Here is a 15,113-nt window from a genome sequence, read left to right on the forward strand (position 1 = left end):
TCATAACAAAATTACTAAATGCACCCATCTATAAGTTTGACGTAGTTTGGCGCATCTTCATACAGAATTGGTATGAGAAAAACTATACAGGTATCCAGCGCCTGATTGAACATCTGCGGTTCGATGCGCTCCATGCCCGTTCCGTTGGATTATGGCTAGAAACGCGATTTGCCCAGATGGAAGATTTTTACGATCGCCCACTGTCTCAATATGTGAATAACCAAAGTATCAGCAATATCTGGCTAAAGTTGCTGACGATGTATAGCTACTCAATGCCCTTTGAACTTATTGATAACTTCCCCGCAGAACTGGCAATGCCGATGTTACGCGATTATCTCTCAGTTAAATGGTTCAGAATTAAAGGCGGTGTATATTCTTATATTGAAAAAATTTTGGAGCGATTTAAAGGTGAAGTGTTGTTGAATGTGGAGATTGCTAATATTTATAGAAGTCCAGATGGTGTGAAAATTGAGCGATCTAGCTTGCTTCCTGGTAGGGATATGCGATCGCACGGTGATATCCAAGAATTTGATAAAGTCGTGTTTGCCACGCCACCCGACCAAGTGATGGCGCTGTTAGCTGACCCAACGGAGGCTGAAATTAAACGCTTCTCAGATTGGAAAGCCAATTATGCAACCACTACAATTCATACGGATACTTCCATGTATGACAGTCACCACATCCGCCACCCCTCGGAATTTGATTTTTTCCAAACAGAGGCTCGATGGGGATATAACAGTTGCTTGAATCAGGTTTGCGGCATCTCATTGCCACAAAATTATTTTTTATCGTTTCAACTAGAAGGGTTGATTGCCAAAGATCGGATTATTCACACTCAAGAACATCACACGCCGTTGTATACAACTGAATCTTTTCGATACCGAGATGAAGTTGTTGCCACAAATGGAGAGAACAATACCTACTATGCAGGAGCCTATTTAGGAGATGGCTTGCATGAAGGTGCGATCGCGTCTGCCTTTCGAGTTGCTCAACTCATCGGTTCACCCTTAGCACTCTCCACTTCTGGTTTCAACGGCAGAAACACAGACACAGTAAACAGGGGCATTGGAAAGCATTTAACTCATTCCTCTTCTAATCCATCTTGAAATTTTACTTAGTTTGAAAGATATTTTGTACCATTTTTTTATCTGTATTCGCCGCCGCCCGATCCAACTCTGTAATTTCACTGTCGTTTAATTGCCAACCTAACGCACCAATATTTTCCCTAGCCTGTTCCACACTCTTGGCTCCAGGGATGGGAATAGTTCCTTTACAGATGCACCAATTAATTGCTACTTGTGACATAGTTTTGTTTCTAAACTGTGCCACCTCTTGCAAACATAGCAAAAGCGATTTGCTAACAGAAGTCCCTCCGTGTTTACCCATTCCTGCTAACATCTGCCTAAATAACAAACCTCGGATACCTTTGGGCAGTTCTTGCTGGGAGTATTTTCCTGTCAGCAGTCCCAAAGCTAAAGGGCTGTAGGCAATCAATTTAATTCCCAACTCATCACAAAGGTCTTTCAGCCCCAATTGGGTGACAGGATATGTAGACAATAAAGAGTATTGAACTTGCAGAGTAGTAATCGGAACACCTCGTTCTGCAAATTTTTTTTGCACTTGTTTGAGCCGCTTAGGCCCATAGTTAGATAATCCCACTCCTTTAACTAGTCCTTGCTCATACAAATCGGCAAGACCATCTAAAAGCCCTTTCTCTTGCCAAGGAGCATAATTCGCTGTTGACCAGTGCATTTGTACCAAATCTACGTTTTTCCCCAGGCGTTGGGCAGACGACTTGCAAGCACTTACCATTGAGTTGCGTGTCCATCTCCACGGGTAAGCAGCAAGCTTAGTCGCAATACAAATATTTTCTTTGTTTGAACCTACATATTCTCGGTTGAATCGTCCCAGCAGTAATTCACTTCGACCATTCAATCTCCCAGTACCGTAAGAATCACCCGTATCAAATAAAGCCACACCGTTGTTTACACAGAGGTTAAACACTGCTTGCAACTGGTCATCCATACTTTCGTTATATCCCCAAAGCAGTTGGTTGCCCCAAGCCCAAGTTCCACAGCCCATGCTTGGGAGGGAAAGTTTTTGGATCTGCATCTTTGCTCTCTGTAGATTGCCTTATTAATTATCAGGTATACATTGCAGTCCGCTTAATTTTTGAATTTATTTGCTTATGAGGAAAGGAGTCATACCAATTAAAAATTAAAAATTAAAAATTAAAAATTAAAAAAGTAAGACGTAGCATAGGTTTAGGCGTTTGCATCTGTATCATATTTTTTGTGAAATGGTATCAGGGGGAAGAGGCAACAGTTAAATAAAACCAGTGCGATCGCTTATAACATAAAATTAATTTCCATCCGGCATTTGCTAACACTTTGACACCCATGTTTTGCGATTACCTCATTCAAATCCTGACTGCCCGTGTATATGATGTTGCCCAGGAAACACCACTAGAATATGCACCAAATTTGTCTGCACGGCTAAATAATCAACTCCTGTTGAAACGTGAGGATATGCAGTCAGTATTTTCCTTTAAACTGCGGGGTGCTTATAACAGGATGGTGCAACTGCCACCAGATATATTAGCACAGGGTGTAATCGCAGCATCGGCGGGAAACCATGCTCAGGGAGTCGCCCTTGCAGCCAATCGCTTGGGAACCAAGGCGATTATTGTCATGCCAGTAACCACACCTCAAGTCAAGGTGGATGCAGTTAGAATGAGGGGCGGGGCAGTCGTGTTACATGGAAATACCTACGACGATGCATATAGCTATGCCCGTCAATTAGAAGTAGAAAAAGGTTTGACCTTTATTCATCCCTTTGACGATCCTCATGTAATTGCCGGACAGGGAACCATCGGGATGGAAATTCTACGGCAATATCAGCAACCAATTCATGCAATTTTTGTTGCAATTGGTGGGGGTGGATTGATTTCTGGGATTGGGGCTTATGTGAAACGGTTACGTCCTGAAATCAAGATTATTGGCGTTGAACCAGTAGATGCTGATGCTATGTCTCAATCGCTCAAAGCTGGACATCGGGTGCGCTTGTCTCAAGTGGGGTTATTTGCTGATGGTGTGGCGGTGCGAGAAGTCGGTGAAGAAACCTTCCGTTTATGTCAGCAGTATGTAGATGAAATTATTCTGGTGGATACAGATGATACATGTGCTGCGATTAAAGATGTGTTTGAAGATACGCGATCCATTTTAGAACCAGCCGGTGCATTAGCGATCGCAGCTGCCAAAGCCTACGCAGAACGAGAACAAATCGAGGGACAAACCTTAATTGCTGTAGCCTGCGGTGCAAACATGAATTTTGATCGTCTCCGCTTCGTGGCAGAACGAGCAGAGTTGGGCGAACGCCGAGAAGCAATCTTTGCAGTCACAATACCTGAAGAACGGGGAAGTATTCGCCACTTTTGTGAATGTATCGGCAACCGTAATCTGACCGAGTTTAATTATCGAATTGCTGATGAAAAAACAGCCCATATTTTTGTAGGCGTACAAATTCAAAACCGTGCCGATGCTGCAAAGATGGTTGAAACCTTTGAAGCTCAAGGATTTGAAACTCTTGATTTAACCGACGACGAACTAACTAAATTACATCTGCGGCACATGGTGGGTGGGCACTCTCCCCTAGCTGACAATGAATTACTCTACCGTTTTGAGTTTCCCGAACGTCCTGGCGCATTGATGAAGTTTGTTACTTCCATGAGTCCTGACTGGAATATTAGTCTTTTTCACTACCGCAACAACGGGTCAGACTACGGTCGAATCGTTGTTGGTATCCAGGTTCCCCCCCACGAGATGGAAGAGTGGCAAGCTTTTCTCGATAACCTGGGCTATCGCTATTGGGATGAAAACAAAAACCCAGCATATAAGCTGTTTTTGGGATAGGAGGAATGGGGCAGGGGGCAGGGGGCAGGGGAACAAGGAGCATAACTATACCCAATGCCCAATGCCCAATTTAACGAGAACTACTTTTTGATATCAGATTTGAATCCCAAGTATAGAAGCCAATTTCGTTAGGAACCCTAGAGAATCTGCCTGTCCGATAGCCTCTAGATAATTCATTCAGCACTTTATTTTTAATTTCTCTAGTTTGCTGAGAATCTAGTTCTCCATAAATTCCGGCGATGACTTGAGCAACGCTGAAAACTTTACCTGGATTGTCTTCAAACAGAGAGGTGAGGGCATCAATTAAGAATTGACCTTCAAAGGCTTTGAGCATCGGTACTGTTTTTGTCGGGGGTATGAAAGGCTTTTTATTTTTATTTTTGATGCTCCTAGAAGCACCATTGCGGTTACTTGGGGCTACCAAATTTAAATCCAGAGTATAACAACCTGGCTCATCGGGAATAGTTACCCAATAATTCCTTTCTCTACCTTGAGTGAGGGAAGATTGAACCCTACCTTTAACTACTTTGAATAGATAGGGATCTAACTCTCCATAGAGCGATCGCACGATAAAATCAATATGACAGACAGTACCTATCTGCTCTTGCAATAGCTGTTTGATGGCTTCCATTCGTGAAACAGCGTGATTATACTGGGGTAACATGGGTATTTCTGCTACCTTCGTTAAACTATCGTTGTTCTCTGGAGCGATCTTTGCATCTGATGATGTAGTGGGAGGTTTTCTCTCTTTTGTATCAACAGCAGAAAAAGAATTATCGATCTTAACCCGATCCGAATCTGTGAGTTCTGATTCTAGAGACTCCACCAATTTGATTTCGTCGATGTCATCAAGAGGTGACAAAAACCGCACAGAGCCTTCTTGGGAAACATTTGAGCTTTCGTCAACCGCAGTCAGTCTTGATATCTGCTTATTGGGATCGGAATAAGACCAGTTAGACAACAACGCTTCTACATGATCGAGTTGCGATCGCGCTTGCACAAAGAGGCGTTCATACTCTTCTGTGAGGCGAGCATAATAGTCTCGTAATTCCAACAATGGGGAGAGAAAGTTTCCTGGAGGCGGTTCTAATTGTCCATTTTGAGTCATAAGGCTTCAATCAATTTAAATCGATATCACTTTTGTAAGACATTGCTCTGGGTTTTGCTTTTTGAGATGTCGGCTGGGATTTCTTCGGTGCTTGGGGAGGGCGACATCTCTCACAATATAAGGGTCGAGGCCCGAATGTCTCGCGTTTTGTCAGATCGTTACACTCTTTACAGACAAACTGGAAAACACGAGTATGAATCTGTCTTTTGTGCGCCCTGACAGTGTATTCTCTAACATCAATGAATTTACTTGCCATAATTAGGATTGTGAATTGCCTTCGGATCAATGTCCTATCAATATAGCTATTCAAGCAAATCAAACTGCATCAGTGTGTGTTTATGTAGAAGTTTTATTCAAATCAGTGAATTTGACATTAGACATAAAGTGCAGATGAACAACTTGAGAGTTAGCCCCTGACTATCATCTCAGCATATAATTGGTGATCGGCAAACACTATTAAGTAGGACGGCGTAAATAATTAAAAATTTTTAGTGAGCCGCGCTAACTCTAATTGCTCCTCCTCGTGATAGAGGTGTATTGATTAGCGAAACTATTCTTGTATAACAAAGAACCGCCTCCTGTTTATAGAAGGCGGCGATCGCTAATAACAAGAGTGGAAATTGGATCAAAAGAATTTTTTCCCACTCCCTAATTTTTAGTGTTGAATTAACCGAGATTGATTTTGACGGCTTTGTGTTTTTCTGATTCCGCTTTCGGCAAAGTTAGATGGAGAATACCATTTTTATATTCAGCTTGCACTTTGCTGTTTTGAATTTGAGAAGGTAAGGGGATTATCCTCTGAAATTTTCCATAACGGAATTCAGAGCGAGTAACACCGTTTTCTTCGTTCCTGCTTTCAGTCTTCCGCTCACCGCTAATCGAAATTGATTCGGGAGTTGCTTCTATATTTATATCTTTTGCTTCTAGACCAGGTAGTTCTAGTTTCAAGCGAATTGCATCATCAGTTTCTTCTAGTTCAGCAGCCGGGCTAAATATAAACCCAGACCTTTCACCACCATTAGTAGTTGGGATCAATCTGTCAAACAAACGATTCATTTGTCTTTGCAAGGTATCGATTTCTCGGAATGGTTCTAAACGTTCACTATCTCTGAATGGTTCTAAACGTTCAATGTCCAGAAATGGATTCCAACGAATTACTGCCATAACTATCACCTCTAAGATGAACTATTTAGTCATTAGGAGGCTTAATCTCAAGCTTCTTAGCTTACGAACAACTGATAAAATGGTTGTTGAGCAATCTTATATTGCACGAAGCTAAATCTCAAGCTTCCTAGTTATTAGACTATATTAATGTTCAAATTGAGCGGGTTCGGTTTTATGGCCATGTGCGATCGCAATAACCGTACCTCTATAAACATAATTTACAAGCCAGGAGCTTTATATAGCAGAAGCCTTGGTGGTTAGGACATCAACATGAAACTCAGACATAAAAAGACTTTTCCCCCAGTCCCTTGCTATATATTCTCACTCCTGACTTACTTTAAATTGCCGCTCTACTGCTGACTAGGAGCAGTAGACGGTGCAGCAGGTTGCGATTGAGGTTGTTGACGTAAACCACGCAAAGATTCCCGCAACTTATTCTGGCTAGTGTTATCTCTTCGCCGCCGCCGATTTGTGGTTGGTTGTGGCTGTTGTGATGAATCGGTAGCCCTTTGCTCGCGCCGGATGGGGCGTAAAGACTCTCTAGGACTTCCTTGAGTGCGAGTTGTGCTAGTTCCAGATGATGAGTTTGTAGCAGAATTTTCCCCTCTTTGAGGTTCCAACCGTCTACTAAATCCAGATATAGCTGGTTTTGTGGCTCTAGATTGGGCTGGTTTTATAGCTGTAGTTTCATTAGATGAAGGTACTAACTCTCTGCGCCTACGTCTTGGATTTTCTGGTGTGGAGTTAGCAGCCGTTGTTTGCTCGATTCTCTCTTGTGCTTGTCTTCGTGCTTGCCGTTCTTGAACTTGGCGCGATCGCCGTGAACCTTTGATGGCAAATTCAGTGGCTATTGATACTCCTTGTCTACCACCTTCTGCGGGTTTTAATTTCCACTCACGCGCTTGTCTAGCGGTTTCTTCATCCAAGTCGCGGTTTCCACTAGAGCGGGCAATCCGCACATTAGTAACATTACCTTGGGCATCTGTATCGACCGCTACTTCTACTCTGCCTTCAACTCCTCGCCGTCTTGCTGCCTCTGGATACTTAGCATTACATTCCCGGCAGGCTGCACGACCATTCCCATTACCTGAAGTAGTGTTAATTTTTGGAGGTGTTGGCGCTGTTGGCGCTGTTGCTACTGGCGGACGGTTTCCTACTCCATTGCCTATACCAGAGCCAATTCCCGAACCTGTACCACTGCCAATTCCTGAGCCAGTTCCTGAGCCAGTACCAGAGCCAATTCCGGAACCTGTACCACTGCCAATTCCTGAGCCAATTCCTGAGCCAATTCCTGAGCCAGTACCACTACCAATGCCACCGCCAGTCCCAGTCCCAGTTCCTCCACCAAGGCCAGTACCACTGTTTGTACCTACAGCAATACCACTACCTGAGCCTAAACCAACACCTGAGCCGCCACCGCCACCGCCACCGCCACCGCCAGTACTCTGAGGAGCAACAGTTTTCACAGGGATTTCTGGTTTGAGAGCAGTTTCCCTATTTGCTGGCTGGGGATTTCGAGTAGTTTGTTGTGGTTGTTGTTGAATTGGCTGTGGATTTCGAGTAGTTTGTTGTGGTTGTTGTTGAACTGCTTGAATTGTTGATCTTTCAATAAATTCTTGTACTGGTTTTTGTACTGGTAGAGTTTCTATAGACTGTTTTTGAACAATTTCTGGTTCTTTTTTGGGTTCTTCTGGAATTTTTTCAACTGAGTTTTCTGGTTCCGCAGTCGGAGAATCCACGATCGCTACCTCTATTGGTTCTTCTTCTGTGGGCACTCTCGTCAAATAATTACTTATGCCTGAGGACAGTACGCCGATATGCAGCGCCAGTGAACCGATCAGACTGTAAGTCAGAAAAGACTTGAGAGCCTCAACTTCTTTGGAACGTTGCTCGACAGTAATGCCGGAAAAGCTCATAGCTATTGCTACCTATTCTCACTAATTTAGCCATCTTAGAATGCAAAGGTATAAATATCAAGTAAAAAAATAAAATTACTTGGGATAGCCTTACGGAACCCTGCACTAAGCAAAAACATCTTTTCTAACCACCGATATCATCGTTTTTGGATAAAATTAATTTTTGTTGCAATTGAATTAAATTAGTTTATGTAAAACAAACGGATAAGTAAATAAAAATCATGAGTATTAAATTTGAAAAATTTATCATTATATTTTATATTTTATTGAGAAAAAGTTTCAGCTTCTCTCTAGATTCTGGTACTCTGATTTTGTATTGTGGACGACGTTATAGAGGCACTACATGGGAATTCAGAATTTGTTTGTAGCAGGTGGTATCGTCATGTGGCCCCTGTTGGCGTTTTCGGTATTGGGTGTGGCACTGATTATCGAGCGGATCAGGTTTTGGGTACGGATTAATCAGCGTCAAAGCCGCGTGGTGCGAGATGTTTTGAATCTCTACCGTCTCGATAATGTTGTCGGTGCAATGGATAAACTTCAGAAAAACGCAGATTTGCCACTCGCCCGGATTTTTCTGGCGGCTTTAGAATTAGAGGAGCCAAATCCAGAGGAATTTCGTTTGGCGTTAGAAAGCGAAGCGCAGGCTGAGATACCTGTGTTAAAACGTTTCCAAAACATGTTCGAGACAATCATTAGTCTGGCACCACTGTTAGGTCTTCTTGGTACAGTATTAGGATTGATAGCTTCCTTTGCTTCCCTAAATCTTGGTGACGTGGGAGGTAGCAAAACGGCAAGTGTTACCGCCGGGATTAGTGAGGCTTTAGTATCAACAGCATCAGGATTGATAGTTGCTATATTCATACTCATGTTTGCCAATACCTTCCGGGGACTGTACCAGCGACAAATTGCGCTAATTCAGGAGTATGGGGGACAGCTAGAATTACTTTACCGCCGTCGCTATGAACGAGGAGAAAAAACCTATGCGTCTACAAGATGAGCCAGAACTTCCGTTACAGATCAACATCGTGCCGATGATTGATGTGATTTTTGCAATTTTGACATTTTTCATCATGTCAACTCTGTTTTTAACCCGCTCAGAAGGTTTACCAGTAAATTTACCGAAGGCTAGCACAGCCAAACAACAGCAAGTTCCCACCAGAATTACGATTACGGTAGATGAAAAAGAACAGGTAAGCCTGAACCGTAAACCAATTGAAGTTGATGATTTGACAGCGCAAGTGCGTTCTATAGTTGGTTCTAACCCAGAAGTCTTGGTGATTATTAATGCTGATGAGAAAGTTGATTATGGGCGGGTAGTAGCGGTGATGGATCGGGTACGTCAAGTTGAAGGGGCAAAATTAGCGATCGCTACCCAAAAATAAAAGTAGAAATATTGTACATCACAAGTTCAGAGAGTCAGGAAAATGATATATTCTGGCTCCTAACTCCTTCTTACCTGATGACTACTACCAGGTACGCTTACACATCTGCAATTCTTGAGATACAAGTATAAAAAAAGTGGTCGCTGTTAATTACAAGTTATCGCCCTCATAAATTAGCAGTAAGCTGTTTGAGGGCGTTTTTTCATATTTACAATGGCAACTATTAACGACAACTACCTGAAACTAAAAGCGGGTTATCTGTTTCCAGAAATTGCTCGGCGGGTGAATGCCTTTGCAGAAGCCAATCCTGATGCTAAAATCATCCGGCTGGGCATTGGCGATGTTACCGAACCTCTACCGGAGGCTTGCCGCACAGCGATGATCAAAGCTGTGGAAGATATGAGCGATCGCAATACCTTCAAAGGTTACGGGCCAGAGCAAGGTTATGCTTGGTTAAGGGAGAAAATTGCTACTCACGATTTCCAAGCACGGGGAGCCGAAATTGATGCCTCAGAAATCTTTATCTCTGATGGTTCTAAGTGCGACACCGGCAATATTCTAGAAATCTTTGGTCATGACAACATCATTGCCGTTACTGACCCAGTTTACCCCGTATACGTAGACACTAACGTTATGGTGGGAAATACGGGAAATGCCAACGACAAAGGCGAGTTTGAAGGCTTAGTTTATCTTCCAATTACGGCTGATAACAACTTCACCGCCGAGATTCCCTCCAAGAAAGTAGATTTAATTTATCTCTGCTTTCCCAATAACCCTACTGGCGCAACTGCTACCAAGGAATATCTCAAAGCATGGGTGGACTATGCCAAGGCTAATAACTCGATTATTTTCTTTGATGCAGCCTACGAAGCTTACATTACCGATCCATCACTTCCCCACTCAATTTATGAAATTGAAGGTGCAAGAGAAGTTGCGATCGAATTTCGGTCTTTTTCCAAGAATGCAGGCTTTACAGGAACCCGTTGTGCGTTAACTGTGGTACCGAAGACACTTACAGGAAAAGCCGCCGATGGTTCCGATGTAGAACTATGGAAACTCTGGAATCGTCGCCAGTCCACCAAATTCAATGGTGTTTCTTACATCGTCCAACGGGGAGCCGAAGCGGTTTACTCTGAAGAAGGACAGGCACAAATCAAAGAACTGGTTAATTTTTATCTAGAAAACGCCAAAATTATCCGCGAAAAACTTACAGCCGCCGGATTATCAGTCTATGGTGGCGTGAATGCACCTTACGTTTGGGTGAAAACCCCTAATGGTTTATCCAGTTGGGAATTCTTTGATAAATTGCTGCAAACTGTCAACGTTGTAGGGACACCCGGTTCAGGGTTTGGTGCTGCGGGTGAAGGTTACTTCCGCATTTCGGCGTTTAACAGTCGTGAGAATGTCGAAGAGGCGATGAAGCGGATTACCGAGAAGTTTAAGGTGTAGGCGATCGCTTTTGTTAAACTCATTCTATTAATCTCAAGGTTACGGTGGGCAATATCATCCACCGCAACCTTTGGGGACTGGGGACTAGGGACTGGGGACTGGGGACTGGGTGAAAAATCTTTTTGTGTCTAAGTTTCATCATCTGTATCTGTTGATGTGCTAACCACCTTGGCTGTTGCTATGCTAGTTAGTTCTCACTAACTTTTACAGATAGGCGAGATGGCTGCTATTTTGTAGTTTTTTATAAAGCGATAGTCGGGATTAATATTATGCATGAAATTTCAAAGCAGAGTATAGAGACAGCACAAAAACATGCTCAACAAGCAATTAAGCATAGCAAAGAGGTACAAGAGTTGAGTAAGAGTTTAGAAACAGATGACCAAATAGATCCGGAACAAAAAAAACGTATCGAAGCCTATGTAGAAACCATGCACGAACACGCGCAGAAATTTCACGATCTGGTGTATAGACTAACAGAAGATCCTTCAACAGAAGTATTTTCAGAAGCAGTAAAGGAGCATATAAAGGTAAATGAAGTCCATATCAAAGCAATTGAGGAATTTCAAAAAATACAGCAGCCAGCTTAAATTATTAATTGGAGATTAAATTTATCTGCTTTTAGCTAGATGTATCATTGAGCGTATTAGAAGGAAAATATCTACTTGGGCGTTCTTTTTTCAGTTAAACACGGTCGAGTTGCTTATATATAATGTGTTTGCCCCAAAAGATTACTCCGGCAGTTACTGAAGCAGATGTCTTGATTACAGAGGTACTGGCTGGTCGTCCAGCAAGACAGCCAGACTTAGCGGCTGAAAATCAAGCGCTTCATGCTCTCGCCCAACAACTCTTTGACGATCCGCAATCCACGCTCAAAACCCTAGTTCAGATTGCCATCGATTTATGTCGAGCCGATACTGCCGGAGTCAGTTTACTGGAAACAGATGCTAATGGCGAATCCAGATTTCGCTGGGTAGCGATCGCAGGCGCATTAAAATTCTTAGAACAAACCACCACCCCAGGTAATTTTAGTCCCTGTAGCACCACACTTCAATCTCGGCAGCCGCAACTATATGCCTATCCTGAACGCTATTTCACCTATTTGCACCACCCGCAGTTTCCCATTGTTGAGGGATTGCTAATTCCGCTTTGTGTAAACAATCAACCATTAGGCACTCTTTGGATTGTGTCGCATCATCAGGCGCGACAGTTTGATGCTGAGGATCGTCGGCTGATGAAGAGTTTGGCAGGCTTTAGTGCCTCTGCTTTACAAAGTATTCATCTGCGGCAAATGGCTCTTAAAGCTCAAAGCCAGGAGCAAGCAACCCTTGCAGTACTCCATCACAGTCAAACTCAGTTCGAAGCACTGGTTGCGAATGTGCCAGGTGTAGTCTATCGCTACTTGCCCTGCACGGATAGTCCCCATCGGTTTATCTTTGTCAATTCTGGCAGCCGTGAACTATTGGAATTGGAGCCAGAAACAATTATTCAAGATGCCAATTCTTTTGTGAGATTAATTCATCCAGAGGATTTGCCATCATTTCAAACGTCCGTTGCTGAGGCTGCTCAAAATTTTCTCCCGTGGCAGTGGGAGGGGCGAATCGTTACGCCATCAGGTAAACTCAAATGGATTCACGGCAGTTCCCGAGCCGTGCAAACAACACAAGGATACGTGTGGGATGGATTACTGATTGACATCACAGATCAAAAACAAGCAGAAGAGGCGTTGCGCCAAAGTGAAGAGTTCAATCAGCAAATCCTTGGCAGTAGCGACGACTGCATTAAGGTATTGGATTTGTCAGGGCGGATCGTGTACATGAGTCCAGGGGGTCAGGCGGCGCTCAACATCAATGACATCACACCGTTCCTCAACTTTTCATGGAGCGAGTTCTGGCAAGGAGCCGACAAGCAAGCCGCACTGAACGCCATCGATAATGCAAAAGTAGGCAGAGTCTCCACTTTTCAAGGCTATCGTCCAACTCAAACAGGTGAGCCAAAATGGTGGGATAACAAAATTAGTCCCATTAAAGGAGCGGATGGGCAAGTCGAACGGTTGCTATGTATCTCTCGTGATATTAGCGATCACAGGCAAGCCGAAGCAGCCTTGCGCGAATCCGAAGAGCGCCTACGTCGCGCGATCGCCATCGAAACGGTCGGTGTCATTTTCTTTAAAATCAACGGCAGTATCAGCGAAACCAACGATGCTTTCCTGCAAATGAGCGGCTACAGCCGTGAGGATATTGAGCAAGGATTGGTATGGTGGGACAAAATGACACCACCGGAGTGGATGTCGCATTCCCTCAAAGCAATCGAAGAGTTTAAAGCAACTGGTAGCACTACTCCTTACGAAAAGGAATACATTCGCAAGGACGGCTCACGCTGGTGGGGATTGTTCTGTGCCAAGCGTCTTAATGAAGAAGATGGCGTAGAATTTATCATTGACATCACCAATCGCAAACAAGCCCAAGCCGAGCGCGAACAACTCCTTGCCCGCGAACGACACTATGCCAATCAATTGCAGGGATTGACAACAGCAGCGTTGGCAATCAATTCTGCCCTTTCTGTTGAAGAAGTCCTGCAAATAATTACCGAGCAGGCAGCATCGATTATTAGTGTTCACCAGTGCGTTACCAGCATGACTATTAGCCAAAACTGGGCACAGGGAATTAACGCTATTTACATGTCTGAAAAGTACGCCCAGTGGCGAGACTACGATGAAAAGCCAGATGGGTCTGGAATTTACGCCTTTGTATGTCAGCTGAATCAATCAATGCGGATGACACAAGCCGAACTTGAAAGTCATCCCCGTTGGCGAGGTTTTGGTATGGAGGCAAAAAACCACCCTCCGATGCGGGGCTGGCTTGCAGCAACTCTAAGGGGACGAGAGGGACATAATATTGGGTTGATTCAGCTTTCAGACAAATATGAAGGTGAGTTCACCGAAGCGGATGAAGCGATACTTGTGCAGTTAGCGCAAATGGCATCGATCGCAGTTGAGAATGCCCGGTTATACGAAGCAGAACAGCAAGCACGGTTGACAGCCGAAGCATTACGGGAAGAAGCTGAAGCTGCAAACCGAGTTAAAGATGAATTTTTAGCGGTGTTGTCTCACGAGTTGCGATCGCCTCTCAACCCAATTCTCGGTTGGTCTAGTCTACTTCAGAGCCAGAAGTTGAATGAAGCGAAGATACGGTACGCTCTAGCAACTATTCAACGCAATGCCAAATTGCAATCAGAACTGATTGAGGATCTTTTGGATGTTTCCCGCATTCTGCGGGGTAAACTCAGCCTTAATGTTGCTTCAGTCGATCTCGCAACTACAATTCAAGCGGGAATGGAAACGGTGCGGCTAGCAGCCCAAGCCAAATCAATTTCAGTGCAGACAGTCATCGAACCCAAGGTTGGCCAAGTTTTGGGTGATTCAACTCGTTTGCAACAAGTAATTTGGAATCTGCTCTCAAATGCTATTAAATTCACGCCTGAAAGGGGACAGGTAAATATTCGTTTAGAGCAACTTGGCTCTGTTGCCCAAATCACCGTCAGCGATACAGGCAAGGGTATTCATCCTGATTTTATTCCCTACGTGTTTGATTACTTCCGGCAAGCAGATGGCACTACCACAAGAAAGTTCGGTGGACTGGGATTAGGGTTGGCGATCGCCCGTCACTTAGTCGAATTGCATGGTGGCACAATTGAGGCAGAAAGTCCAGGTGTTGGGCAAGGAGCAACCTTTACAATCCGGCTACCGCTAATGTCCACTCAGCCAGTAACGAATCAGGACAGTACGCTGCTCGATCCGTTTCTCGATTTGAATGGAATCAAAGTTTTAGTAGTGGATGATGATACCGACACGCGGGATTTGACTTGTTTTGTGTTGGAGCAGTTTGGAGCAAATATCACAGCCGTGTCTTCAGCTTCCGAGGCACTTACGGTACTCATCAAGTCTAAATTTGATGTGTTACTTAGTGACATTGGGATGCCTGATGTAGATGGCTATATGTTGATCCAACAAGTCAGAATGTTGCCACAAGGTGAGCAGATAAAAGCGATCGCCCTAACTGCCTACGCCGGGGAGATGAATCAGCAACAGGCACTAAAAGCAGGTTTCCAACAGCATATTTCTAAACCAATAGAGCCAAGTACGTTAGTGCAAGCAATCTCTAGCCTGGTTCAGTCTACTTAGCTC

At 43.9% G+C, this 15,113-nt stretch carries 13 protein-coding genes; 7 read left to right on the forward strand and 6 right to left on the reverse strand.

Features of this window, described 5'->3' with window-relative positions; translation table 11 throughout:
- Positions 1–1,106, forward strand: a 1,106-nt coding sequence (locus RMZ41_RS25835; RefSeq protein ID WP_409875974.1) for a hypothetical protein, incomplete at its 5' end; no start/stop codon positions are given.
- Between the two features lie 4 nt (positions 1,107–1,110).
- Here the strand turns inward: RMZ41_RS25835 and RMZ41_RS25840 are convergent.
- Positions 1,111–2,112: an aldo/keto reductase gene (locus RMZ41_RS25840; RefSeq protein WP_322639915.1), complete on the reverse strand. Its 1,002-nt coding sequence runs from the start codon at positions 2,110–2,112 to the stop codon at positions 1,111–1,113.
- A gap of 287 nt (positions 2,113–2,399) precedes the next feature.
- Between RMZ41_RS25840 and ilvA the strand changes: the two genes are divergently transcribed.
- Positions 2,400–3,911 (forward strand): threonine ammonia-lyase, biosynthetic, encoded by a 1,512-nt coding sequence (gene ilvA / locus RMZ41_RS25845; protein ID WP_322639916.1) that lies wholly within the window; start codon positions 2,400–2,402, stop codon positions 3,909–3,911.
- 70 nt (positions 3,912–3,981) lie between these two features.
- On the opposite strand, the gene RMZ41_RS25850 is transcribed toward ilvA, so the two are convergent.
- From RMZ41_RS25850 to RMZ41_RS25870, 5 genes are all read right to left on the reverse strand, one after another.
- Positions 3,982–5,019 carry a hypothetical protein gene (locus RMZ41_RS25850; protein WP_322639917.1) on the reverse strand — a complete coding sequence of 346 codons (1,038 nt, stop codon included), beginning with the start codon at positions 5,017–5,019 and terminating at the stop codon, positions 3,982–3,984.
- 10 nt (positions 5,020–5,029) lie between these two features.
- Positions 5,030–5,275 (reverse strand): hypothetical protein, encoded by a 246-nt coding sequence (locus RMZ41_RS25855; RefSeq protein WP_084227393.1) that lies wholly within the window; start codon positions 5,273–5,275, stop codon positions 5,030–5,032.
- 232 nt (positions 5,276–5,507) lie between these two features.
- Complete coding sequence (locus RMZ41_RS25860; protein WP_409875977.1) at positions 5,508–5,648, reverse strand: hypothetical protein; 141 nt, start codon at positions 5,646–5,648, stop codon at positions 5,508–5,510.
- A 37-nt stretch (positions 5,649–5,685) separates the two neighbouring features.
- Positions 5,686–6,183 carry an Hsp20/alpha crystallin family protein gene (locus tag RMZ41_RS25865; RefSeq protein ID WP_322639918.1) on the reverse strand — a complete coding sequence of 166 codons (498 nt, stop codon included), beginning with the start codon at positions 6,181–6,183 and terminating at the stop codon, positions 5,686–5,688.
- A gap of 350 nt (positions 6,184–6,533) precedes the next feature.
- Positions 6,534–8,099 carry a TonB family protein gene (locus RMZ41_RS25870; protein WP_322639919.1) on the reverse strand — a complete coding sequence of 522 codons (1,566 nt, stop codon included), beginning with the start codon at positions 8,097–8,099 and terminating at the stop codon, positions 6,534–6,536.
- Positions 8,100–8,442: 343 nt separating this feature from the next.
- Here RMZ41_RS25870 and RMZ41_RS25875 point away from each other — a divergent pair, with 343 nt between their 5' ends.
- The 5 genes from RMZ41_RS25875 to RMZ41_RS25895 all read left to right on the forward strand — a co-directional run bounded on the left by RMZ41_RS25875 (position 8,443) and on the right by RMZ41_RS25895 (position 15,110).
- A complete protein-coding gene (locus RMZ41_RS25875; protein WP_322639920.1) occupies positions 8,443–9,096 on the forward strand; it encodes a MotA/TolQ/ExbB proton channel family protein in 654 nt (217 codons plus the stop codon).
- Entirely contained in the window at positions 9,080–9,481 is a 402-nt protein-coding gene (locus RMZ41_RS25880; RefSeq protein ID WP_322639921.1) for a biopolymer transporter ExbD, read from the forward strand. Before RMZ41_RS25875 ends, RMZ41_RS25880 begins: the two co-directional genes overlap by 17 nt.
- Before the next feature lie 213 nt (positions 9,482–9,694).
- Complete coding sequence (locus tag RMZ41_RS25885) at positions 9,695–10,930, forward strand: LL-diaminopimelate aminotransferase (RefSeq protein ID WP_322639922.1); 1,236 nt, start codon at positions 9,695–9,697, stop codon at positions 10,928–10,930.
- A gap of 269 nt (positions 10,931–11,199) precedes the next feature.
- Positions 11,200–11,517: a hypothetical protein gene (locus RMZ41_RS25890; protein WP_322639923.1), complete on the forward strand. Its 318-nt coding sequence runs from the start codon at positions 11,200–11,202 to the stop codon at positions 11,515–11,517.
- Between the two features lie 122 nt (positions 11,518–11,639).
- Positions 11,640–15,110, forward strand: a complete 3,471-nt coding sequence (locus tag RMZ41_RS25895; protein WP_322639924.1) for a PAS domain S-box protein — start codon at positions 11,640–11,642, stop codon at positions 15,108–15,110.
- Positions 15,111–15,113 lie beyond the last annotated feature (3 nt).

The organism is Nostoc sp. DedVER02 (assembly GCF_034530675.2).
Lineage (GTDB): Bacteria > Cyanobacteriota > Cyanobacteriia > Cyanobacteriales > Nostocaceae > Nostoc.